This is a genomic window from Ruegeria sp. CDSC045 (genome assembly GCF_059610725.1).
The window spans coordinates 290,604-311,372 of sequence record NZ_JBXWOE010000002.1; the positions used below are offsets into that span (position 1 = coordinate 290,604).

The 20,769-nt window shown below is 58.3% G+C and carries 26 protein-coding genes; 13 read left to right on the top strand and 13 right to left on the bottom strand.

Annotated features, from left to right (window positions below; translation table 11 throughout):
- Positions 1-74 precede the first annotated feature (74 nt).
- The 7 genes from AC2FH6_RS06580 (at position 75) to yddG (ending at position 5,879) form a co-directional block, all read left to right on the top strand.
- The gene (locus tag AC2FH6_RS06580) at positions 75-263 is read left to right on the top strand and encodes a hypothetical protein (RefSeq protein WP_496691815.1); all 189 of its coding nucleotides are present in this window, start codon (positions 75-77) and stop codon (positions 261-263) included.
- Positions 264-348: 85 nt separating this feature from the next.
- Entirely contained in the window at positions 349-1,182 is an 834-nt protein-coding gene (locus tag AC2FH6_RS06585; RefSeq protein ID WP_496701767.1) for an EAL domain-containing protein, read from the top strand.
- Positions 1,183-1,361: 179 nt separating this feature from the next.
- Positions 1,362-2,537 carry an acetyl-CoA C-acetyltransferase gene (locus AC2FH6_RS06590; protein ID WP_142635424.1) on the top strand — a complete coding sequence of 392 codons (1,176 nt, stop codon included), beginning with the start codon at positions 1,362-1,364 and terminating at the stop codon, positions 2,535-2,537.
- 7 nt (positions 2,538-2,544) lie between these two features.
- Positions 2,545-2,931: a hypothetical protein gene (locus AC2FH6_RS06595; protein ID WP_496701769.1), complete on the top strand. Its 387-nt coding sequence runs from the start codon at positions 2,545-2,547 to the stop codon at positions 2,929-2,931.
- Between the two features lie 113 nt (positions 2,932-3,044).
- Complete coding sequence (gene phbB / locus AC2FH6_RS06600; protein ID WP_271948478.1) at positions 3,045-3,767, top strand: acetoacetyl-CoA reductase; 723 nt, start codon at positions 3,045-3,047, stop codon at positions 3,765-3,767.
- Between the two features lie 301 nt (positions 3,768-4,068).
- Positions 4,069-5,016, top strand: a complete 948-nt coding sequence (locus tag AC2FH6_RS06605; protein ID WP_142635418.1) for a transcriptional regulator GcvA — start codon at positions 4,069-4,071, stop codon at positions 5,014-5,016.
- Positions 5,013-5,879, top strand: a complete 867-nt coding sequence (gene yddG, locus AC2FH6_RS06610; protein ID WP_496701771.1) for an aromatic amino acid exporter YddG — start codon at positions 5,013-5,015, stop codon at positions 5,877-5,879. Before AC2FH6_RS06605 ends, yddG begins: the two co-directional genes overlap by 4 nt.
- On the opposite strand, the gene AC2FH6_RS06615 is transcribed toward yddG, so the two are convergent.
- The 3 genes from AC2FH6_RS06615 to AC2FH6_RS06625 all read right to left on the bottom strand — a co-directional run bounded on the left by AC2FH6_RS06615 (position 5,876) and on the right by AC2FH6_RS06625 (position 7,147).
- Positions 5,876-6,040 carry a YdcH family protein gene (locus AC2FH6_RS06615; RefSeq protein ID WP_142635414.1) on the bottom strand — a complete coding sequence of 55 codons (165 nt, stop codon included), beginning with the start codon at positions 6,038-6,040 and terminating at the stop codon, positions 5,876-5,878. The two genes, yddG and AC2FH6_RS06615, sit on opposite strands and share 4 nt — an antisense overlap.
- Positions 6,041-6,161: 121 nt before the next feature.
- Positions 6,162-6,935, bottom strand: coding sequence for a tRNA1(Val) (adenine(37)-N6)-methyltransferase (locus AC2FH6_RS06620; protein WP_496701772.1), 774 nt, complete (start codon positions 6,933-6,935; stop codon positions 6,162-6,164).
- The gene (locus tag AC2FH6_RS06625) at positions 6,932-7,147 is read right to left on the bottom strand and encodes a putative signal transducing protein (protein ID WP_142635410.1); all 216 of its coding nucleotides are present in this window, start codon (positions 7,145-7,147) and stop codon (positions 6,932-6,934) included. Before AC2FH6_RS06625 ends, AC2FH6_RS06620 begins: the two co-directional genes overlap by 4 nt.
- A 56-nt stretch (positions 7,148-7,203) precedes the next feature.
- Here AC2FH6_RS06625 and AC2FH6_RS06630 point away from each other — a divergent pair, with 56 nt between their 5' ends.
- The gene (locus AC2FH6_RS06630) at positions 7,204-8,202 is read left to right on the top strand and encodes a polyprenyl synthetase family protein (protein WP_496701774.1); all 999 of its coding nucleotides are present in this window, start codon (positions 7,204-7,206) and stop codon (positions 8,200-8,202) included.
- On the opposite strand, the gene AC2FH6_RS06635 is transcribed toward AC2FH6_RS06630, so the two are convergent.
- From AC2FH6_RS06635 to soxR, 4 genes are all read right to left on the bottom strand, one after another.
- Positions 8,195-9,016 carry a 4-(cytidine 5'-diphospho)-2-C-methyl-D-erythritol kinase gene (locus AC2FH6_RS06635; RefSeq protein ID WP_496701776.1) on the bottom strand — a complete coding sequence of 274 codons (822 nt, stop codon included), beginning with the start codon at positions 9,014-9,016 and terminating at the stop codon, positions 8,195-8,197. The genes AC2FH6_RS06630 and AC2FH6_RS06635 overlap by 8 nt on opposite strands.
- A complete protein-coding gene (locus AC2FH6_RS06640) occupies positions 9,006-10,814 on the bottom strand; it encodes a tetratricopeptide repeat protein (protein WP_496701778.1) in 1,809 nt (602 codons plus the stop codon). Before AC2FH6_RS06640 ends, AC2FH6_RS06635 begins: the two co-directional genes overlap by 11 nt.
- 7 nt (positions 10,815-10,821) lie before the next feature.
- Positions 10,822-12,468, bottom strand: coding sequence for an electron transfer flavoprotein-ubiquinone oxidoreductase (locus AC2FH6_RS06645; RefSeq protein ID WP_496701780.1), 1,647 nt, complete (start codon positions 12,466-12,468; stop codon positions 10,822-10,824).
- 136 nt (positions 12,469-12,604) lie between these two features.
- On the bottom strand, positions 12,605-13,060 hold the full coding sequence (gene soxR / locus AC2FH6_RS06650; RefSeq protein WP_142635400.1) for a redox-sensitive transcriptional activator SoxR: 456 nt from the start codon (positions 13,058-13,060) through the stop codon (positions 12,605-12,607).
- An 86-nt stretch (positions 13,061-13,146) separates the two neighbouring features.
- On the opposite strand from soxR, the gene AC2FH6_RS06655 reads away from it, so the two are divergent.
- The 3 genes from AC2FH6_RS06655 to AC2FH6_RS06665 all read left to right on the top strand — a co-directional run bounded on the left by AC2FH6_RS06655 (position 13,147) and on the right by AC2FH6_RS06665 (position 15,246).
- Entirely contained in the window at positions 13,147-13,527 is a 381-nt protein-coding gene (locus AC2FH6_RS06655) for a VOC family protein (RefSeq protein WP_142635398.1), read from the top strand.
- Between the two features lie 238 nt (positions 13,528-13,765).
- Positions 13,766-14,236 carry a transcription elongation factor GreA gene (gene greA, locus AC2FH6_RS06660; protein WP_142635396.1) on the top strand — a complete coding sequence of 157 codons (471 nt, stop codon included), beginning with the start codon at positions 13,766-13,768 and terminating at the stop codon, positions 14,234-14,236.
- 17 nt (positions 14,237-14,253) lie between these two features.
- Positions 14,254-15,246: a hypothetical protein gene (locus AC2FH6_RS06665; RefSeq protein ID WP_142635394.1), complete on the top strand. Its 993-nt coding sequence runs from the start codon at positions 14,254-14,256 to the stop codon at positions 15,244-15,246.
- Here the strand turns inward: AC2FH6_RS06665 and AC2FH6_RS06670 are convergent.
- The 5 genes from AC2FH6_RS06670 to AC2FH6_RS06690 are packed head-to-tail and all read right to left on the bottom strand — an operon-like array spanning position 15,243 to position 19,054.
- Positions 15,243-16,508 (bottom strand): molybdenum cofactor synthesis domain-containing protein, encoded by a 1,266-nt coding sequence (locus tag AC2FH6_RS06670; protein WP_496701782.1) that lies wholly within the window; start codon positions 16,506-16,508, stop codon positions 15,243-15,245. The two genes, AC2FH6_RS06665 and AC2FH6_RS06670, sit on opposite strands and share 4 nt — an antisense overlap.
- Complete coding sequence (gene mobB / locus AC2FH6_RS06675; RefSeq protein WP_271948498.1) at positions 16,505-16,996, bottom strand: molybdopterin-guanine dinucleotide biosynthesis protein B; 492 nt, start codon at positions 16,994-16,996, stop codon at positions 16,505-16,507. Before mobB ends, AC2FH6_RS06670 begins: the two co-directional genes overlap by 4 nt.
- Complete coding sequence (mobA, locus tag AC2FH6_RS06680) at positions 16,993-17,637, bottom strand: molybdenum cofactor guanylyltransferase MobA (protein WP_496701784.1); 645 nt, start codon at positions 17,635-17,637, stop codon at positions 16,993-16,995. The genes mobB and mobA overlap by 4 nt, the downstream gene beginning before the upstream one ends.
- Positions 17,634-18,170, bottom strand: coding sequence for a hypothetical protein (locus AC2FH6_RS06685; RefSeq protein WP_496701786.1), 537 nt, complete (start codon positions 18,168-18,170; stop codon positions 17,634-17,636). Before AC2FH6_RS06685 ends, mobA begins: the two co-directional genes overlap by 4 nt.
- The gene (locus AC2FH6_RS06690) at positions 18,167-19,054 is read right to left on the bottom strand and encodes a formate dehydrogenase accessory sulfurtransferase FdhD (protein WP_496701047.1); all 888 of its coding nucleotides are present in this window, start codon (positions 19,052-19,054) and stop codon (positions 18,167-18,169) included. Before AC2FH6_RS06690 ends, AC2FH6_RS06685 begins: the two co-directional genes overlap by 4 nt.
- A gap of 49 nt (positions 19,055-19,103) precedes the next feature.
- Between AC2FH6_RS06690 and AC2FH6_RS06695 the strand changes: the two genes are divergently transcribed.
- A complete protein-coding gene (locus AC2FH6_RS06695) occupies positions 19,104-19,814 on the top strand; it encodes an AzlC family ABC transporter permease (protein ID WP_142635384.1) in 711 nt (236 codons plus the stop codon).
- Complete coding sequence (locus AC2FH6_RS06700; protein ID WP_142635382.1) at positions 19,811-20,143, top strand: AzlD domain-containing protein; 333 nt, start codon at positions 19,811-19,813, stop codon at positions 20,141-20,143. The genes AC2FH6_RS06695 and AC2FH6_RS06700 overlap by 4 nt, the downstream gene beginning before the upstream one ends.
- Here the strand turns inward: AC2FH6_RS06700 and AC2FH6_RS06705 are convergent.
- Positions 20,132-20,764, bottom strand: a complete 633-nt coding sequence (locus AC2FH6_RS06705) for a hypothetical protein (RefSeq protein ID WP_271948503.1) — start codon at positions 20,762-20,764, stop codon at positions 20,132-20,134. The genes AC2FH6_RS06700 and AC2FH6_RS06705 overlap by 12 nt on opposite strands.
- Positions 20,765-20,769: the final 5 nt, after the last annotated feature.

Here is a 20,769-nt window from a genome sequence, read left to right on the forward strand (position 1 = left end):
TGCTGATTTTCTTGAAAATTAGCTCAGCCTGCACATATCCAAACGATGTGCATTACGAGTGACCGGAGATTATCATGACCCGTTGGACAACATTTTCCACAGTTTTAGGACTGATAGGACTGCTTCTCGCAATGCTGACAGCGCTGGCCGCCGGGACCGCAACGCTGATCGCATTTGGACTGGCCATGATGGTGCTGGGATTTACAGGCGCAGTTATTGGTGCCGCTAGATCTCTAGGACGTGTTCTGGACGCAGCCCGCTGACATTTTCATTTCCATTAACCGCAGATTCACATCTTTGCCCTGAAATTGGATCCTGACCGACGACGGTAGGGAAGCGATTTCGATCATGCGGGACAGGAAACTGGCAGATTTACCCGAAGGATCAGACAGCCCGTTAAACGCGGCCGTGCTGTCGCGCGACAACTCAACGATCCAGATGGCTACGGATGCTGTCAAACACAAACAGTGCAAACTGGCCTTTCAACCGGTCATGCAGGCTAACGCGCCACATGGTATCGCCTTCTACGAGGGCTTCATCCGGGTGCTGGATGAAACCGGTCGTGTCATCCCGGCACGCGAATTTATGCCTCAGCTTGAAAACACCCCGATTGGCCGCGAATTGGACTGCATCGCGCTTGAGATGGGCCTGCGCACATTGGCGCGCACCTCGGACATCCGCATGTCGATCAATATGTCCGCACGGTCGATCGGATATGGACGTTGGTCGCGTGTTCTTGACCGGTTCATGAAAAAAGATGCCAGTATCGGTGAAAGGCTGATCCTTGAAATTTCCGAAAGTTCGGCCATGACCGTGCCGGAACTCGTGGTCGATTTCATGGACCGGTTGCAACCACGTGGCGTTGCATTTGCGCTGGATGATTTTGGTGCCAGCAATTTCTGCTTCCGCCATTTCCGCGAGTTTCTTTTTGATGCCGCCAAGATTGATGGCCAGTTCATCCGCGGCATCAGTGAAAACCCGGATAATCAGGCGCTGGTTCGTGCCCTGATCGCAGTTGCAAGGGAATTTGAGATTCTGGTCACGGCCGAATCGGTCGAAACCAAAGCGGATGCTGAGTTTTTGGTGGCCAATGGTGTCGATTGTCTGCAAGGATTTCTGTTCGGCGCACCTACGGTTTCTGCGCCCTGGAAAACGGAAAACGAACAGAAATCGGCGGGTTAACCCCAAAAAACTAGGGACCTTGGGTCCTGAGACAAGCTGCCCGTTGCTGCAAATGCAGCATTGCGCTATTGCAGTGATACTTGAGCGGGGGATTACGGGGCGCTCTTGTTGCGGGGGGAACCTCTCGACCTGCGCCGTCAGACATTCCGCCGGACCATGTCGGTAAAGGACTGATCATAATGACCAATGTAGTTATCGCATCCGCCGCACGTACAGGCGTCGGCAGCTTTGGTGGTTCGTTCGCGAACACCGCAGCCCATGATTTGGGCACAGCCGTTCTTGAAGCCGTAGTCGAACGCGCCGGAATCGAAAAAGGCGAAGTCAGCGAGACAATTTTGGGTCAGGTTCTGACCGCAGCCCAGGGTCAGAACCCGGCGCGTCAGGCGCATATCAACGCCGGTCTGCCGCAGGAAAGCGCGGCCTGGGGCATCAACCAGGTCTGCGGATCCGGCCTGCGCGCCGTGGCACTGGGCGCACAGCATATCCAACTGGGCGATGCTGATATCGTCGCTGCTGGCGGGCAAGAGAACATGACCCTGTCGCCCCATGCCGCCGCTCTGCGCGCCGGCCAAAAGATGGGCGACATGAAGTATATCGACACAATGATCCGCGATGGACTGTGGGATGCGTTCAACGGGTATCACATGGGTCAAACCGCCGAAAACGTTGCTGAAAAGTGGCAAATCAGCCGCGATATGCAGGATGAATTCGCCGTCGCAAGCCAGAACAAGGCCGAAGCTGCGCAGAAGGCAGGCAAATTCGCCGATGAGATCACCCCCTTTACCATCAAGACCCGCAAGGGTGACATCGTGATGGACAAGGACGAATACATCCGCCACGGCGCAACCATGGAAGCCATGGCCAAACTGCGCCCGGCTTTTGCTAAGGACGGATCGGTCACCGCCGCCAATGCCTCGGGCCTGAACGACGGCGCGGCTGCGACCCTGCTGATGTCGGCGGCAAATGCCGAAAAGCGCGGGATTGAACCTCTGGCGCGGATTGCATCTTATGCTACCGCTGGTCTGGACCCGTCGATTATGGGCGTCGGCCCGATCTATGCCTCGCGCAAGGCGCTGGAAAAGGCGGGCTGGTCGGTTGACGATCTGGATCTGATCGAAGCCAACGAAGCCTTTGCCGCACAAGCCTGTGCCGTGAACAAAGACATGGGCTGGGACCCGTCCATTGTGAACGTCAATGGCGGCGCCATTGCCATCGGCCACCCGATCGGCGCCTCGGGTTGCCGCGTTCTGAACACTCTGTTGTTCGAAATGAAGCGGCGGGACGCGAAAAAAGGTCTGGCGACTCTGTGCATCGGTGGCGGCATGGGCGTTGCCCTATGTGTCGAGCGCGACTGATATAACAATGCCTTCTCGGCCCACTCTTATTTCGGCCCTTGTGATTTGCTTAGCAGGGGTCGCAGACGCACAGAACCGTCAACCGCTTTCGACCAGCCTGACGGAGTGCAGCATCATCTTTACAGAGCTGGCCGAGCTGAGAGCACGCCGGAACAAGGACCAAACAACCACAGACGCCGCGCTTGCCAGCGCGGCGTTATTCGTTGTGGAAGCTCGTGATCAGGCCGCAATGGAAGGCATTAAGAACCCCTACAAACACATCCAGACCGCGCAGGTTCGATTGTCCGAGACATGGCACGTTCGCTTTGGCAATTTGGCTCTGCTGAACGAAAATAAGGACTGGATCGACTATTGCCGTGCATTGGGTAAAGATCGTGGCCTCACACTACCCTGAGGCGAAACCAAAAACCCCAGCGCTGCGGCAACTTGCCTGCGCAATATTGTTGCGCTGGTTGGTTCGGAATAGTAACAGCATTACCAAGACGACTTAAATTGGAGGATTCCTAAATGGCACGAACAGCACTCGTCACCGGCGGTTCCCGCGGCATTGGCGCAGCAATTTCCAAGGCGCTTAAGGCCGAAGGGTACAATGTTGCAGCCACCTACGCGGGGAACGACGAAGCCGCCGCGAATTTCACCGACGAGACCGGAATCGCCACCTACAAATGGAACGTTGCGGATTATGACGAATCCAAAGCGGGCATCGAAAAGGTCGAAGCCGAGATTGGCCCGATCGACATCGTTGTTGCCAATGCCGGCATCACCAAGGACGCCCCATTCCACAAAATGACACCCGAGCAGTGGCATCAGGTGATCGACACCAACCTAACCGGCGTATTCAACACCGTTCACCCGGTTTGGCCTGGCATGCGTGAGCGCAAGTTTGGCCGTGTCATCGTCATCAGCTCGATCAACGGTCAAAAGGGTCAGTTCGCTCAGGTGAACTATGCCGCAACGAAGGCGGGCGATCTGGGAATCGTGAAGTCGCTGGCGCAGGAAGGCGCGCGCGCGGGCATCACCGCCAACGCTATCTGCCCTGGCTATATCGCAACCGAAATGGTCATGGCTGTCCCCGAGAAGGTTCGTGATTCCATTATCAGCCAGATTCCGGCGGGCCGACTGGGCGAACCGGAAGAGATCGCACGCTGCGTTGCTTTCCTGGCCTCTGAAGACTCGCAATTCATCAACGGATCGACCATCTCGGCCAATGGTGCTCAGTTCTTCGCCTAAGTTGGCTGCCAAAATGCAAGCGGGCCGGTTCTAAGCAGAACCGGCCCTTCTTTTATCCCGTAAGACCGCGCGCGCTGCGATCAGCGGGAACCGAAAATCCACTTCAACACATTCAGAACCGCTTTGCCCCGCGCCTCATGCGCGCGCAGAATCGCCGATTGTGCAGCTGGATTTGTTGTCATCTCAATCATGGCAGCCTCTCAGTTCAAAACAGTTTCCCTTGACTTATGAGCAATATGAACTCTAGTTGACAAAGCCGCAAACGAGCTTTTTTGAACATTCAGTTAAAAATTTCTATACTATGAGCGACTACCTGCCGCCCTTGACCGCTTTGCGTGCCTTTGATGCCGCCGCCCGGCACATGTCTTTTGCCAAAGCCGCGGCAGAGCTGCATGTAACGCCTGCGGCCCTGTCCTTTCAGATCAAATCCCTTGAGGAGCATTTGGGCCGCCCTCTGTTTCACCGCCTGAACCGCGCGGTGGAGCTGACAGAGGCTGGGCGCACCCTGGCCCCGGGCGCCGCGGATGGATTTGCCACGTTACAAGCCGCATGGCGCGCCGTGAGCAGACAGGGTGACGACACTAGCCTGACCGTCACAGCGGGCCCTGCCCTGACGGCCAAATGGCTGGCGCCCCGCCTGTACGAATTTGCCCGCGCACATCCCGAAATAGATCTGAAATTCTCGGCCACGTTACGCATCATCGACCTTGAACGGGATGATGTGGATGTGGCCATCCGATTTGGCGAAGGTGCGGATAAGGGGCTGTATTCCGTGCCAGTGCGCCGGGAATGGCTGACGCCGGTCATGACGCCCGAGCTCGCCCGCCAGTTCACCACGCCGGAAAGCCTGCGGGATGCACCGTTGATCCATGACGCCTCGATCCGCTTTCTGACCCCACCCAGTGATTGGCCCGCCTGGTTCAGGGCCGTGGGCATCGCACATACCCCGACCCATGGTGCCGAGTTTTCGAACGCCGATCACGCAATTGACGCGGCTGTTGCGGGCGTTGGCGTCGCGCTTGGCCGCCGGGCCATGATCCTGAAAGATCTGACCGAAGGCACGCTGGTCGCACCTTTCAAGACCGCCATCGAAACAAAGGGGCGCTTTCGCTTCCTGTGCCTCTCGGGGGCCGAGAACCGCCCTCAGATTGCGGCGTTTCGGGATTGGTTTCTGGCCGAGATTGAAAAGACCGCACATATATCCGATGAGTTCGACATCATTCCAGTCGAGGACCTGTCAGCCGCATGACCCGAAACCGCGCCACTACTATCGGTTTTGTCGCCGTTTTACTCTGGTCCCTTCTTGCCCTGTTCACCGTCGGCTCAGCCCCCGTTCCTGCGCTGTTGCTGAATACGATCTGCTTCTCGATCGGGGGTACGCTGGGGCTAGTCTGGGCCTGGGCCAATGGCGGGCTGGGGCAGTTGCGGACCGTGCGTTGGACCACCTATCTGTTTGGCACCATCGGGTTGTTTGGCTATCACACACTCTACTTCTCGGCCCTGCGCATGGCCCCTGCAGCCGAGGCCGGGCTGATTGCCTATCTCTGGCCCCTGTTGATTGTGCTGTTTTCAGGTTTGCTACCGGGCGAGCATCTGCGTGCAGGGCACCTGATCGGAGCCTGCCTGGGCTTTGCTGGGGCCGCTGTGATCATCGCCGGGGGTGGTGGCGCAGGATTTCAGGCCAGCCACCTACCCGGTTACGGGCTGGCGCTGCTGTGCGCTCTGACATGGTCGGGCTATTCCGTTATGTCCCGTCGTCTTGGGGATACCCCCACAAGCTCTGTCGCTGTGTTCTGCATCTTTACCGCCATCGCCTCGGGTGGTCTGCATCTAGCCATCGAAGAAACTGTTTGGCCGGGCACGGCCTTTAGCTGGGCTTCGATCGCGGCACTTGGGCTGGGGCCTGTTGGTCTGGCGTTCTATGTCTGGGACATCGGGGTCAAACAAGGCGACATTCAGATTCTTGGCACCGCCTCTTATGCAGCGCCCCTGTTGTCTACCGTCGTTTTGGTGGTTGCCGGGATCGCAGCCCCATCCTGGGGTCTGGCAATCGCAGCCATCCTGGTCACCGGCGGCGCGGCCATAGCCGCGCGCGCCAGCCTTAAAAGTTAACTGGAAAGTCGCTCTATCTCTTCCTTAAGCCTTAGCTTCTGTTTCTTGAGTTGAGCGATATGGAGATCGTCGATGCCTGGCGCGCGCTGGGCTTGTTCTACTTCGAGACCGAGAGTTTCGTGCTTCTTCTTCAGTTCCGTCAGATGTGCGCTCACGCTCATGGCGATACTCCTTCATTGGTGTCTCTGAATAACGTAGGAAGTTGAGCACATCGTTTCCAGCCTGTCACGCTGCAGACGCACAGATTCTATAATAAATCTGACAAATTCGGCTGGTTGGCGCCTATTGATCCGAAAACCCGTTCAGCGCAGCAGCGTCGCGCAAAACGGACGATATCTGAGAGGTATAGCTTTCGCCGTCTTTTTCGTGGCGCACACCCTTGTGCAAAATCAGCGAGGCATGCAGTTGAAACGCAGTCCGACCGCCTTTTCTGGCCCTAAGGATCATCAATTCAGCCTTCCGACCAGCCCGCGCGGCCAGAGGCAGAACCTCGACTGAGCCAAGCCGCCCCGCACAGGCTGACAGCATGTCTGGCAACCGATCGGCCTTTTGGATCATGTGCAGATAGCCCCGCGGTGCAAGGCGCTTTGCCGCACAATCGAACCAATCGCGCAACGGTGTATCCTCGCCCAAGGCAATTCCGCGACCCGAGTCCGCCGCAGGGCTGTGGGCACCGGCCAAGTAATAGGGCGGATTCGCAATCACATGATCGAACTGCTGTTGTTTCAGTTCAGCGGGCAGTTTGCTCAGATCGGCCTGCACCACTGTCAGCGCCTGCGCATTCTGATCCGCGTTGCGGGTGGCCAGATCGGCATAGGGCGATTGCAGCTCAACACCCGTGGCGTTCAATCCCGGCACGCGCGCCATCAGGCACAAGATGGCGGCACCAGCGCCACATCCCAGCTCCAGCACGGATTGCCCAGCCTTGGCCGGCACCGCTGCCGCCAGCAAGACAGGATCGACCCCGGCGCGATAGCCGGACAGGGGCTGCCAAAGCCGAACGCGCCCATTCAGAAAGTCGTTCAAACTTAGCTCTGGGTCAGTGAATTGCGTCATCGGCCCAGCGGGATCTCGTTGTCGCGCATCACCCGTTCAGCGCGGGTCAAATCATCGGTCCGCACCATAAGGCGACGCGGGAAAATACCGATGCCGCCTTCTAGGATGCTCATATTTACGTCCATCTGAAAGCAGTCTATATCCTCGCCCTGAAGTAGGGCGGATGCAAAGGCCAGGATCGTCGGATCAGTGCTGCGCAAAAGTTCTTTCATGGGGATGGATGTAAGGGCAAGGTGAGGCGGAAGTCGAGCCTTGTATCAGGAGTGTGATGAACATCAGCACAGTCTCAAAACCGCATGAGCGGCTGGCCGAGATTCTTTCGGGTGAAATGGACGCGGTCAATGACCTGATACGCACGCGCATGGCCTCAGAACACGCGCCTCGCATTCCCGAAGTCACCGCACATTTGGTCGAAGCGGGTGGCAAGCGCCTGCGTCCGATGCTGACACTGGCCGCGGCGCGGCTGTTCGACTATGCCGGGGACCATCATTTGCGTCTGGCGGCAACGGTTGAGTTCATCCACACCGCGACCCTGTTGCATGACGATGTTGTTGACGAAAGCGCACAAAGGCGCGGACGGCCAACAGCGAATCTGCTTTGGGACAACAAATCCAGCGTTCTGGTTGGGGATTACCTGTTCTCACGCAGCTTCCAGCTTATGGTCGAGACCGGGTCTCTTAGGGTTCTGGACATCCTTGCCAATGCGTCTGCAACAATCGCCGAGGGCGAAGTGCTACAGATGACTGCTGCAACCGATCTGGGCACGGATGAGGCCATCTATCTTCAGGTTGTGCGCGGCAAGACCGCAGCCTTGTTCTCAGCCGCAACCGAGGTGGGCGGGGTCATCGCCCAAGCGTCAGAGGCCCAGGTCAAGGCGCTCTTCGATTATGGCGATGCGCTGGGGATTGCCTTCCAGATCGCTGATGACCTGCTGGATTATCAGGGTGACAGCAAAGCGACCGGCAAGAATGTCGGCGACGACTTTCGCGAGCGTAAGCTGACGCTGCCAGTGATCAAGGCGGTGGCGCAGGCCACCCCCGAAGAACGCGCCTTCTGGCAGCGCACCATCGGTAAGGGTCGTCAGGAAAGCGGTGATCTCGAAACCGCTCTTGGCCTTATGGGCAAATACGGCACGCTTGCGGCGACGCGAAAAGATGCGCTTGGCTGGGCCAACAAGGCTAAGGCGTCGCTACGCATCCTGCCCGACCATGAGATCCGCACCCTGCTGAGCGATTTGGCAGACTTCGTTGTCGCGCGCCTTAGTTAAGCTGAACCGCACGGCACCACCAGTCGGGATGGGCTGCTCCAATCTCATAGGCGGCGAAATGGGCAGCTTTCATCGTCGGATACAGCGCGAAACAGGTCGATCCTGACCCCGACATGCGCGCCAACAACGCCGCTTTTGTATCGCTCAGCGCATCCAGCACCTGCGCGACTTCGGGGGCCAGCAATGTGGTTGGACCTTCCAGGTCGTTTCGCTGTTTCCCCAGCCATTCGGCACAATCCTGAGGCCCCTCAAATACCGGGATATCCTCTGCCATGGGCAGGTTTTCCCTGCATTCCAAAGCCGCGAATATCGCAGGCGTTGGAACCTCTACACCCGGGTTGACCAGCAAGGCTGATAGATGTGGGAGGGTGACCGGGTTCAGACACTCTCCGATCCCGCGCATACGGCTTGATCTGGCTGCCAAGCAGACAGGGACATCCGCACCCAGGCGCAGTGCTGTTTCTGGCGGGACGTGCCCACCCTCATCTTCTATCATCCGCAAGGTTGCGGCGGCATCGGAAGAACCGCCGCCGATCCCGCCCCCATGCGGCAGCACTTTGTTCAGGTCAATATGCCCAGTCCAGCCTGCAGCCTCGGCGGCTTTCCACACCAGATTGCGACTATCGCTTGGCACACCCGCCGCATGTTCGCCGGTGACAGAGATCGACAGCGCCTCACCTGCGGTGAAATGCAGCGTATCGCCCAGATCGGCAAACACCACGAGCGAATCCAACAGGTGATAGCCGTCCACGCGCTGGCCGGTGACGTGCAAGGTAAGGTTGATCTTGGCGGGCGCGAAAGCCTTAGCCTTCATTGGCGACCTTCAGCGGCGCGGCACCTTCTTCGATCAGAACCTCGTCCAGCCCGACCTCGATCTTGCGACGAATACGCTCGGGGTCGGCCTCACCATCGGCGTCTTCGAGGTCAATGAAAGACAATGCCCGCTTCCACTGGAACTCGGCTTCGCGTGCGCGGCCCACGGCCCAGTAAACGTCACCCAGGTGATCATTCACCACTGGGTCTACCGGCATCAGCTCGACGGCACGCTCCATATGCTCGACCGCCTCTTCATAGCGGCCCAGTCGAAACAGAACCCATCCCAAGCTGTCGACGATATAGCCGCTACCAGGGCGCGCGGCGACGGCGCGTTCGATCATGCCAAGCGCTTCGTCCAGATTTTCGCGCCGTTCTACAAGCGAATAACCCAGATAATTCAGGACCTGCGGTTGGTCGGGGTTAAGTTCTAGCGCACGGCGGAAATCGGCCTCAGCATTGTCCCACTGCTTTAGTCGCTCGTACGAGATACCACGGGCGTAGTGCAGGAACCAGTTACCGCCACCATCAGCATCAATCAATTCAATCGCTGTGCCATAGGTTTCGACAGCCGCAGCATAGTTTTCTTCACGTCTTTGCAAATCAGCCAGCGCCACGTGAACACTTGGCAGATCCGGTCTCTGCGTCGCAAGGGTCTGCAAGACTTCTTCCGCCGCATCGGTTTTGCCTGCCGTGACAAGCACCTCGGCCCGGCCCAGTTCAGCAGCGTGATAGTCACTGCTGCTCGCGGGCACTTTGCGATAGGCCTCGACGGCAAGATCGTATTGCTCCAACTCGTCCAAAAGTTCGGCACTCAACAAGATTGCGTCCACGTGATCCGGGCGCAGAAAAGCTGCGACCTGCGCATAAAGCAGGACGTAATTCTCAGCCGCCTCACTGCTGAGCGCGGCTCCCACGGAAAAGAACACTTCTGCGATACCGTCCTGCGATGTGCGGACATGAGTAAAGGGCAGCGTTTCGCCAGCGCTCAGACGCGCTTCGTACCCTTCAATCGAGGGATCAGAGCCCGACTCGAACACGTCATCCAGAAACTGCAGCGCATCCTCATTGCGGTCCAGCTGCGACAGAACCTCGGTCCGTGCCAGCGCTGCGCGGCGGGTAAATCGCGCCACAACACCGTTATCGGCCGCAAAGACTGCCTCGGCGCTTTCAAAGTCTCCGACTGAGGCCAGTGCCAAAGCTTTGTGGTAAAGCGCGAACTCGCGCAGACCTTCCTGCGCTGCAACTTGGTCAAACTGCTCCAGCGCGCTGGTCATCGCGCCCTGGCCCATATGGGCCCAGCCCAATATTAACCCGTCAACCAGCGGCCCGACGCCTTGCGTTTCGGGGTCGCGGGCCAGCAGTTCATCCAGCTTGCCTTCAGCCACCAGATTAGCGGCAATCGCCATTTTCGCGGGCTGGTTGGGCAGGCCCAACTCTTCGATGGTTTGGGCAATCGGCAAAGCGCGCTTAACCTCGCCCAGCGACAAGCGCGCAACGACGACATTCTCCAGCAACCGGTCGTTTTGAGGATCTGCGCGCAATGCTTGCGCAAAGTATTTCTCAGCCGCCGTATAGTCGTCCTGAAAAATCGCCTGACGCCCGGCAAGATACGCACCGAACCCAGTGTCGGCATAAGCCGGAATGGCGAATGACGTGGTAAACAGCACAGCTAGCGCTGTGCGACGAATGAGAAAAGTCACCAAATTCCTGCCTTGCGATTGTCGGTTGCGCAATAAGCTAGGGCTTTGACCAGAAAGAGGCAATGGCAGAGCCTTCACGACGCCGCCATTGCCCATTTTTCGCTTACATATTGGGATAGTTCGGACCATCCCCTCCCTGTGGCGTGGTCCAGGTGATATTCTGGCTGGGATCTTTGATGTCGCAGGTCTTGCAGTGAACGCAGTTCTGAAAGTTGATCACGAATCGCGGACCATTTTCATCCTCGACCATCTCATACACGCCCGCCGGGCAATAGCGCTGCGCCGGTTCGTCGAATTCGGGCAGATTGACACTGACCGGAATCGCCGGGTCCGACAGTTTTAGATGGCAAGGCTGACTTTCCTCGTGGTTCGTCATCGCGAACGAGACGTTGGTCAGGCGGTCGAAGGACAGCGTGCCATCCGGCTTTGGATAGTCGATCGGTTTATGTTTACTGGCTTCTTCAGTCGATTCCGCGTCGTTCTTGCCGTGGCCCAGAGTGCCAAACAGCGAAAAGCCCAGAGTGTTTGTCCACATGTCCAAACCGCCCAGCGCCAGCGAGGGCATCAGACCCCACTTTGACCACATCGGTTTGACATTGCGCACTTTCTTGAGGTCTTTTCCGATGGCACCTTCGCGAACATCTGCTTCATAGACAGTCAATTCATCGCCCGAACGCTCGGCTTTGATGGCATCAAATGCCGCCTCGGCCGCAGCTTTGCCGGACAGCATCGCGTTGTGGTTGCCCTTGATGCGCGGCACATTGACCATGCCCGCCGAACAGCCCAGCAGCGCCACGCCTGGCGCGACCAGCTTGGGCATCGATTGATATCCACCCTCAGTAATCGCACGAGCGCCATAAGCCACGCGCTTGCCGCCTTTCAGCAGCTCGGCCACCATCGGATGATGCTTAAAGCGCTGGAATTCCATATAGGGGTACAGGTGCGGGTTCTTGTAATTCAGGTGAACCACAAACCCGACATAGACCTGATTGTTTTCCAGGTGATAGATGAACGACCCGCCGCCCGCGTTGCTGCCCAGGGGCCAGCCCATCGTATGGGTGACGGTGCCTTCCTTGTGCTTGGCCGGGTCGATCTCCCAGATCTCTTTCATGCCGACGCCGTATTTCTGGACTTCTTTTCCGGCTTGCAGATCGTATTTCGCGATCACTTCCTTGGACAGCGACCCGCGCACACCTTCGGACAAGAAGACATATTTGCCGTGCAGCTCCATGCCCGGCTCGGTGTTCGGGCCGTAGGAGCCATCGGCCTCAAGGCCGAAGATACCGGCAACAACGCCTTTGACTTCGCCATTGTCGCCATAGACCAGCTCGGAACAGGCCATGCCGGGGAAGATTTCCACGCCCAGCTCTTCGGCCTGTTCAGCCATCCAGCGGCAGACATTGCCCATCGACACGATATAGTTGCCGTGGTTGTTCATCAGCGGCGGCATCGGGAAGTTCGGAATGCGGATTTTTCCGGCCTCACCCAGCATATAGAAGTTATCTTCGGTGACCGGCGTGTTCAGCGGCGCACCTTTTTCCTTCCAGTCCGGTATCAGCGCATCCAGGCCGCACGGGTCCAGCACCGCACCTGACAAGATATGCGCACCCACCTCCGAGCCCTTTTCCAGAACGACGACGTTCAAATCGGCATCCAGCTGTTTCAGACGGATGGCCGCCGACAGTCCCGCGGGGCCGGCGCCCACGATCACCACGTCATATTCCATCGCTTCGCGTTCAATCTCGGCCATTGCGGGCTCCTTCGCTAACTTTCCGAATTGGCGCATCTAACGCACGGTCGGCGCAATTTTGTTTCACGGCTGATTACATGCTGGGAAAGCCACAGGTCAATCGAAACACGGCGTAACTATGCCGCTATGCGGCAGATCACGTGTCCGGAGTGTCACCCATCAGGTATCTGGGGCCACTTCCCTTGGATTTGGCACGGTCATCAGGATTGTAAAGAGCACATTTGGGCAAACTAAGGCACCCACAGCCAATGCATCCGTCCAGATTGTCACGCAGGCGCATCAACGTATCGATTCGCTGATCCAGATGCGACCGCAGATCCTTGCTGATGTTTTTCCAATCCTGCGGCGTTGGTGTACGATTTCCGGGCAAGCCGGACAGGACTTCTCGGATTTCGGGCAGGGTTAGTCCGAATTGCTGCGCTATCATCACAAAACTCAACCGTCTTATGTCGGCGCGCTGATATCGCCTCTGCCCACCCGCATTGCGCCATGGGGCGATCAGACCCTGCGCCTCGTAATATCGGATCGCTGAAACCGCCAGCCCGGTGCGCTGGGCCAAAGCGCCTATTGCCAGCCCCTCTGAAATCGCCATCTCGCCCTCAAAAAATTCCTTGACCTAAAGTTAGGTTTAGAAATTACGGTGAGTCGGGACAAGCCTCAAATTGAATAGGAGATCCCATGATGGCGACACTTGAACACACCAATTTCACCGTCCGCGACCCGCAAGCTTCGGCAAAATGGATGCAGGACGTCTTCGGTTGGAAAACCCGCTGGGAAGGCCCTGCAATCGCGGGTGGCTATACCGTGCATGTCGGTAGCGCACATACCTACCTGGCGCTTTATGCACCCAGCGATCCCAAACCCTCGGGTGAAAGCAGCTATGACATCATCGGGGGGCTGAATCATGTCGGCGTTCTGGTCGAAGACATCGACGCAACCGAAGACAAGGTGGTCAAAGCAGGTTTCACCCCCAAGTCGCATGCAGATTACGAGCCCGGCAGGCGGTTCTATTTCGATGATGAGAACGGCATCGAGTTTGAGGTGGTACAATATGCTTGAAACACTCTGGATGGCCTCAACCACCTGGAAAAGGCAGCGCGGTCAGCTGTTTGGACAGCGTAACAGGTGCCCACGGCGCCCAATCCAACGGCGTTAAGTCGCAAATCCAGCTTGCTGTCTTCTTTGACCTCTTGCATTTCACGCATCATTTGGGTCAGGTATTTGCCAACCCATCAAATCGCCCCGACGCTGGTTCCATGCGGCGGGGCGTTACAATTTCAGCGTGGACGACAAGAATATGGAAAAAATTCCCATGACGCCTGCGGGCAATGCTGCGCTTCAGGCCGAACTCAAGAACCTAAAATCCGTCGAGCGGCCAGCTATTATCGAAGCCATCGCCTCGGCCAGGGAACTGGGTGACCTGAAAGAAAACGCCGAATATCATTCGGCCCGGGAAAAGCAGGGTTTTATCGAAGGCCGCATCAAAGAGTTGGAAGGCATCCTTTCACTGACCGATGTGATCGACCCTGCCAAACTGTCCGGTGCTATCAAATTTGGCGCCAAGGTCACGCTTGTTGACGAAGACACTGACGAGGAAAAGACCTGGCAGATTGTAGGGGAATATGAGGCCAATATCGAAGCCGGCCTGCTGAACATCAAATCCCCTATTGCCCGCGCCCTGATTGGAAAGGACGAAGGCGACAGTGTCGAAGTACGCACACCTGGCGGTGTACGTTCTTATGAAGTCCTGAGTATCACCTACGCCTGAGCCCCGGAGCGTTCCCAATGTCCGAGCCCACGCCAGAGCAGGAAGCCAATCGGCCAACCTCACTGGGCATATATGATAGGCCAACCAAGCCTTCGATAACCGAGATCGAAATTGCAGCCGTCGCCCTCAGCGTGATCTGGCTGATCGTCTCGGTTGTTTTTCTGGTGCTGCCCGACGAGGTCGACGGCGGAGGCTTTGTCGTGACCTTGCTGGCGGTCTTCATGCCGGTAGCGATGATCTGGGTCGCGGCAATGGCCATGCGCGCCAGCCGGATCATGCGCGAGGAAAGCGCACGACTACAAACCTCGATTGACGCCATCCGAAACGCATATATCGCTCAGCAACAGCGATCTTCCAGCACCTATGAGCCAGCCGTATCCAAAAAGCTGGATCAGATCGCGGAAACGGCCAAGAAAGCCGAAAGCGCGCTGGCCACGTTTTCAACCAAGCGCAGGGAACCCGCACAGCAACCGACAGCCGTGGGGAACGGCGATCAGACTTCGCTGGAACTGGGTACACAAGCTGGGGATATCGTGCCCCCGCTTGGCACCGACATCTTTATCCGTGCGCTGAATTTTCCGGAAACACAGGAAGATACCGAAGGCTTTGATGCCCTACGGCTGGCGCTCAAGGACCGCAAGACAGCCAAGCTTGTACAGGCCTCTCAGGACGTGCTGACTCTGCTTAGCCAAGAGGGCATCTATATGGATGACCTGCGCCCTGACATGGCCCGCCCCGAGATCTGGCGGCAATTTGCGCAGGGTGGGCGCGGACGGGCTGTCGCGGCCTTGGGCGGCATTCGCGACCGCTCCTCGCTGGCGCTGACTTCGGCCCGGATGAAGCAGGATCCCATTTTCCGGGACGCCGCCCATCACTTTCTACGCCGGTTCGATCACATGATCATCGAGTTTGAACCCCGTGCCAGCGATGCAGAGCTGACCGCTTTGGGTGATACAAGAACCGCGCGGGCCTTCATGTTGCTGGGGCGTGTGGCCGGAACCTTCGACTAGATTCCGAAACTTCCATAGGGGATGAACCGGACAAGATCACCCGGTTGGATGTGGCGCGCGCCGTCTTCGATCTCGACCAGCCCTTCGGCCCAGCTTAGCCCGCTGATCCGCCCGGACCCTTCCGAGTTGAAAACTTCGGCTTTTCCGTCTCGGATACGGGCCCGCAGATATTCCCGCCGCCCGGGTTTCTTGCGCTTATCAAAGGCGGCAGGCAGATCGAACCCCCGCGGGTCCCGCCAGCCCTCGCCAGCCATCAGGCCCAGCGCCGGGCGGGCAAAGATTAGGGTGCAGACCAATGCCGCTACTGGATTGCCGGGCAGTCCGAAAACCGGCACTCCATCCCAAATCCCCAAAGCCAGAGGTCGCCCCGGTTTCAGGGCAATACGCCATTCCTGCATCGCTCCGGCCTGCCGCAACAGAGCGGAGACATGATCTTCGTCCCCTGCCGACGCGCCGCCGCTAGTCAGAACAACATCCGCCTCTTTCGCAGCTTCGTTCAGCCGCTCGCGCAGGGTTTCACGATCATCGGCAACGCGGCCCATATCCAGTGGCTGGAATCCCATCCGCTGGATCAGAGCCAGCAACATTGGGCGATTGGCATCGTAGATTTGCCTTGGCTCAGCAACCTCGCCGGCCTCGACCAGCTCATCCCCCGTTGACAGGACGGCCACCCGCAGAGCTTTGCGAACCAGCAGATCACCAGCACCCGTCGCGGAGAGAAGGGCCAGATCGGCAGGTGTCAACCGGCGTCCAGCGGGCAAAGCCAGATCACCTCCAACCACATCTTCGCCCGCATTGCGGGTATTGGCACCCTGTTTCAGGGGGCCGCGAAAGGCGATATACCCATCCTGAACTGTCACGTCCTCTTCCAGAATAACGGTGTCCACCCCATCGGGCAGGGCCGCACCAGTCAGAATCCGTATGGCGTGGCCGGGCGCAAGCTGACCATCAAAGGGAACACCAGCCGCCGCACGCCCGTCTTGCAGCGGCATCACCTGCGGCCCATCCGGAACCGGACCGGCAAAGCCATAGCCATCTACCGCCGTATTTGCCTGCGGCGGGTTCGATCGTTGGGCATATACATCGGCGGCCAAAATCCGACCTGCGGCTTGTGCCAACGGAACGGTTTCAGCCCCCATCACGACCGAAAGGCGGTCGCGCAGCAGGGCCAACGCCTCGTCAACCGGCGTCCAGCTCACGCCCGCAGGCAAGGCAAAACAATCGTTGCGCAGGGGCGGTGGGGCAATGTCCGGTTTGCTCATAATCCTACCTCTTGCAGAATGAACCCTGCGATGGCTGCGGTGTCGTCCAGATCAAAAACCGGACGGTCGAAGTTCAGCTCTGTGTCACTGGCAACCGCGCGCACAGTTTCGTTCTCGGCCGCAATCAACGGATTTCCTGCGGCTACCCGATACGCCTCGACCTTGGGGTGGGCTTCGCGTTTGAACCCCTCGATCAGCACAAGATCAACCGGAGCCAAGCGTGCCAGCAGATCAGAGAGAGGCGGCTCGGGTGCGCCGCGCAGTTCCTGCATCATCGCAATGCGCTTGCCGGACGCCAACAGCACCTCGGACGCACCGGCTTCTCGATGGCGGAAACTGTCCGTGCCGGGCTGGTCGACATCGACGGCGTGATGGGCATGTTTGACGGTCGAAACCGAAAAGCCACGCGCGGTGATCTCGGCCACCAAACGCTCCATCAGGCCGGTCTTGCCCGCGTTTTTCCAGCCGGTGACGCCATAGACCTTCATGCCTGCTCCAGCAGCTTTTGCGCCCGCGCCAGATCGTCGGGCGTGTTGACATTGAAGAAGGGGTCAAACGGCTCAGCCGGAAACAGCGCCTCACGCCCATCATGTTTATCGGTCCACAGCACAACCTTGCGCAGCCCGTCATTCAAGGCGTCCCGCAAATCATCTCGCAACGCGACAGGCCAGAGGCCAAATGTCGGATGCCGGTTGACCCGTTTGCCGCCGCCGGATTTCAGTGCTTCATCCCCGGTTCGAGGCGTAGTCGCCAGCACCAGCGGATGGGTTTGTCCTTGAGCAGCATCCATTAGGCGCGCCGCAAGATCGCGCGGAAAAAACGGCGTGTCGGCAGCGGCGGTGACGATACTGTCGGCGCCCTGTTCTGCTGCCCAATCGAGCCCCGCCAGCACACCCGCCAGAGGCCCGGCGAAACCTTCAATCGTGTCGGGCAGAACAGGTAGGTTCAGTTCGGCGAACCGTTCGGGATCACCATTGGCATTCAGCGCCAGACCGACCACCTGCGGGCCAAACCGGTCAATGACATGAGACAGCAGGCTCTGCCCACCGACGGTCAGCAAGCCTTTGTCGCCACCACCCATCCGAGTGGCAAGGCCTCCTGCGAGGATGATGCCGAGGGGGCGGGTCATTTGATCTCCTCAAGCGCGGGCCATTTCCTGAATTTCTGGGTGGGCAGGAAAAGCAATGGACAGACGGCCAATCCGAATGCTGTAAACCAAATAATTGCAGGCCACCCCGTCAATTCGGCCGCCTTGTGACTCAGGCTATAGTGGGCTGGCAAAAACACTAAGACGGCCCCAACAGCAAAGATAAGAGCAAAACAGCACCGATACGTGCGCACCGCCTTTCTGACCTCATCTGGTATCCTGGCAAACTCTGGCAGACCGTGCATCAAAACCCGCTGAAGCACGAGTGCTTGTTTTTGAGACAACTCCCCCCATGCCTGCCAACCAAGCCGAAAGGGGGCAGCGATGTTCCAAATGCTGATGTATTCCTCTGGCGCCCACCCCAGACGGTTACGCAGGTTGACGTCCAATTGCGCCATACCCTCAATGATCGCGCGTTTCGACCGCTCAAGGAGCCAGAACACATAGACCATCAATGGCAGCAAGCCCAATGTCGCGACGAATAAAATAGATAAACCAAAGACTTCCAAAATCATTCCGCACTCTTCCGTCTATGCTTTTTATCTTCGACCGCCACTGTCGACGGGTCGACGTCGCGCACCAACCGGTCCTCGCCCGCAAGACACACGAACCGCTGCCCCCGCATGCGGCCGATCAGGGTCAGGCCAACCTCACGCGCGATTTCGACACCCCAGGCGGTGAAGCCTGACCGTGACGCCAGCACCGGGATGCCCATCATCGCGGTCTTGATCACCATTTCCGAGGTCAAACGACCTGTGGTGTAGAGGATCTTATCTTCGGCCCCTACACTTTCGGACAGCATCCAGCCTGCAATCTTGTCGACCGCGTTGTGGCGGCCCACGTCCTCCATATAGACCAACGGCCGGTTTTCCCGACACAGGACCGTGCCGTGAATTGCACCAGCCTCAAGATACAATGAAGGGGTTCGGTTGATTTTGGCTGCCAGATCATACAGCCATGAGGTGCGGACCTGAACCTGCGGCAGGCGCACGTCCTCCAGCCCTTCCATCATGTCACCAAACACAGTGCCGACCGCGCAGCCGCTGGTTCGGGTCTTTTTCTTCAGCTTGTCCTCATATGAGGTTTCGCGCGCGGTGCGCACCACCACGGTTTCCAGATCGTCATCGTAATCCACGCCGGTAATGTCATCATCGGCTAACAGCATCCCCTGATTGCGCAGGAACCCCAGCGCCAGATATTCAGGGTAATCGCCGATTGTCATTGCAGTCACGATTTCCTGCGCGTTGAGGAAAATCGTCAGGGGGCGTTCCTCGACAACCGAGATCCGGCTGACCGCGCCATTCTGGTCGATGCCTTCGACCGCACGGGTCAGGCGGACCGCGCCAGGATCAGGGGCGATGATGTAGTCGGTGGCATCCCGTTTCGTGGCCAATTGCAACCCTTTCCCAAGATCGCTACTGCTGTTGGCGATACCATAGGAATTTGCCATGGCTTACACCACATCCAAGTCATACTTCTGGAAGGGTTTTCGTGATGGAGCGCCGTTTATCTTTGTGGCAATTCCGTTCGGCACCCTTTTCGGCGTATTTGCGACCGAGGCTGGGCTGGATATTATCCAGACAATCGCCTTTTCGGCGGCTGTCTTTGCCGGGGCGGCCCAGTTCACCGCCCTGCAGCTGTTGCAGGACAACACACCCAGCCTGATCGTTCTGGCATCGGCCCTGGCGGTAAACCTACGCGTGGCAATGTATTCGGCCTCACTGACACCTTATCTTGGGGCGGCCCCCCTGTGGCAACGGGCCTGCGCCGCCTATCTGACGGTCGATCAGTCCTATGCCTGCTCCATTGTACAGTTCGAAAAAGAGCCCGATATGACCGTGCCGCAGCGCATGGCCTATTTCTTTGGCTCGGTCACACCGATCACGCCGCTTTGGATTTTGGCAACTTATCTGGGCGCAGTTTTGGGCGCACAGATTCCAGAAAGCTGGGCGCTGGATTTTGCACTTCCGATCACATTCCTGGCAATGATCGGGCCGATGATGAGGACGCTTGCCCATGTCATCGCCGCCTTAGTCGCCATAACCGTTGCTCTGTTGACCGTAGGCGTGCCGTTCAACCTGGGCCTGCTGATCGCCGGGACCGCCGGGATGATCGCAGGGGCGCAGGCCGAATTGATGTTAGAGCGGAATAGGCCATGACACAGATTGATCCGGTGACCATGTGGAGCATTATCGTTGGCTTGGCGATTGGCAGCTTTGCCCTACGCTTTACCTTTATAGGCATCGTCGGAGACCGCCCGATGCCACCCTGGTTGTTACGCCATCTGCGCTATACCGCCGTTGCCATCGTCCCGGCCCTGATTGCGCCGCTGGTGGTCTGGCCAACCGCAACGGATGGTCAGCCCGACGTGCCGCGCATGGCCGCCGCAGCGGTTGCTTTGGCGGTTGGTGTCATCACAAAAAACGTGGTCATTGCCATCTTTGCCGGGGCGGGCACGCTCTATGGCTTGCTGTACCTATTGGGTTGAGGCCGCTTCCAACTGGTTCAGGCGCGCATTGTTCGAGGCCAAACCGGCCTGCAGGTCAGCATCGTCATTCTCGCGGTATTCGGTGGTCACGACGCCGGGGAGTTCACCGAACTGATCGGACAGCTTGACCGGGTAGAAGGTCGTATTGATCTGCTCGAAACCCGGCACCTGCTGCAAAAGCTGCGAGGTCGAGTTGGCGCAAAACGCTTCGGATACAGGGCCCATCTGCTTGGCCAGTTGCAGGGCAATTTCGGCCTGCTGTGGTGTCACCTGAATCGTCTGGATACGCGCATAATGCGTTTCGCGCGCGTGGCTGCTGCGATAAGCGCGTTCGACATTCGGCGTGATGCCATACAGAACATCGTTCCGGATCGGCACTACATCGGCGCGAAACGATCCGGCGGGGTCAAAGATTACCCTCTCGCTGCCGCTTATCATCAGCGAGGTATGCGCCCCCGAACCGGTCCGGGTGCTGATCATGGTATAGAGCGTCAGTGTTGATGGTCCCGGATCACGATAGGAACGGGCCACAACTTCGGTCTGATCGGCCTGCGGACGCTGCGAACCGGCGCAGCCAGCCACTGTTGCTGCCAGCAGGCAGGCAATCACAAATCTGATCACGGCGG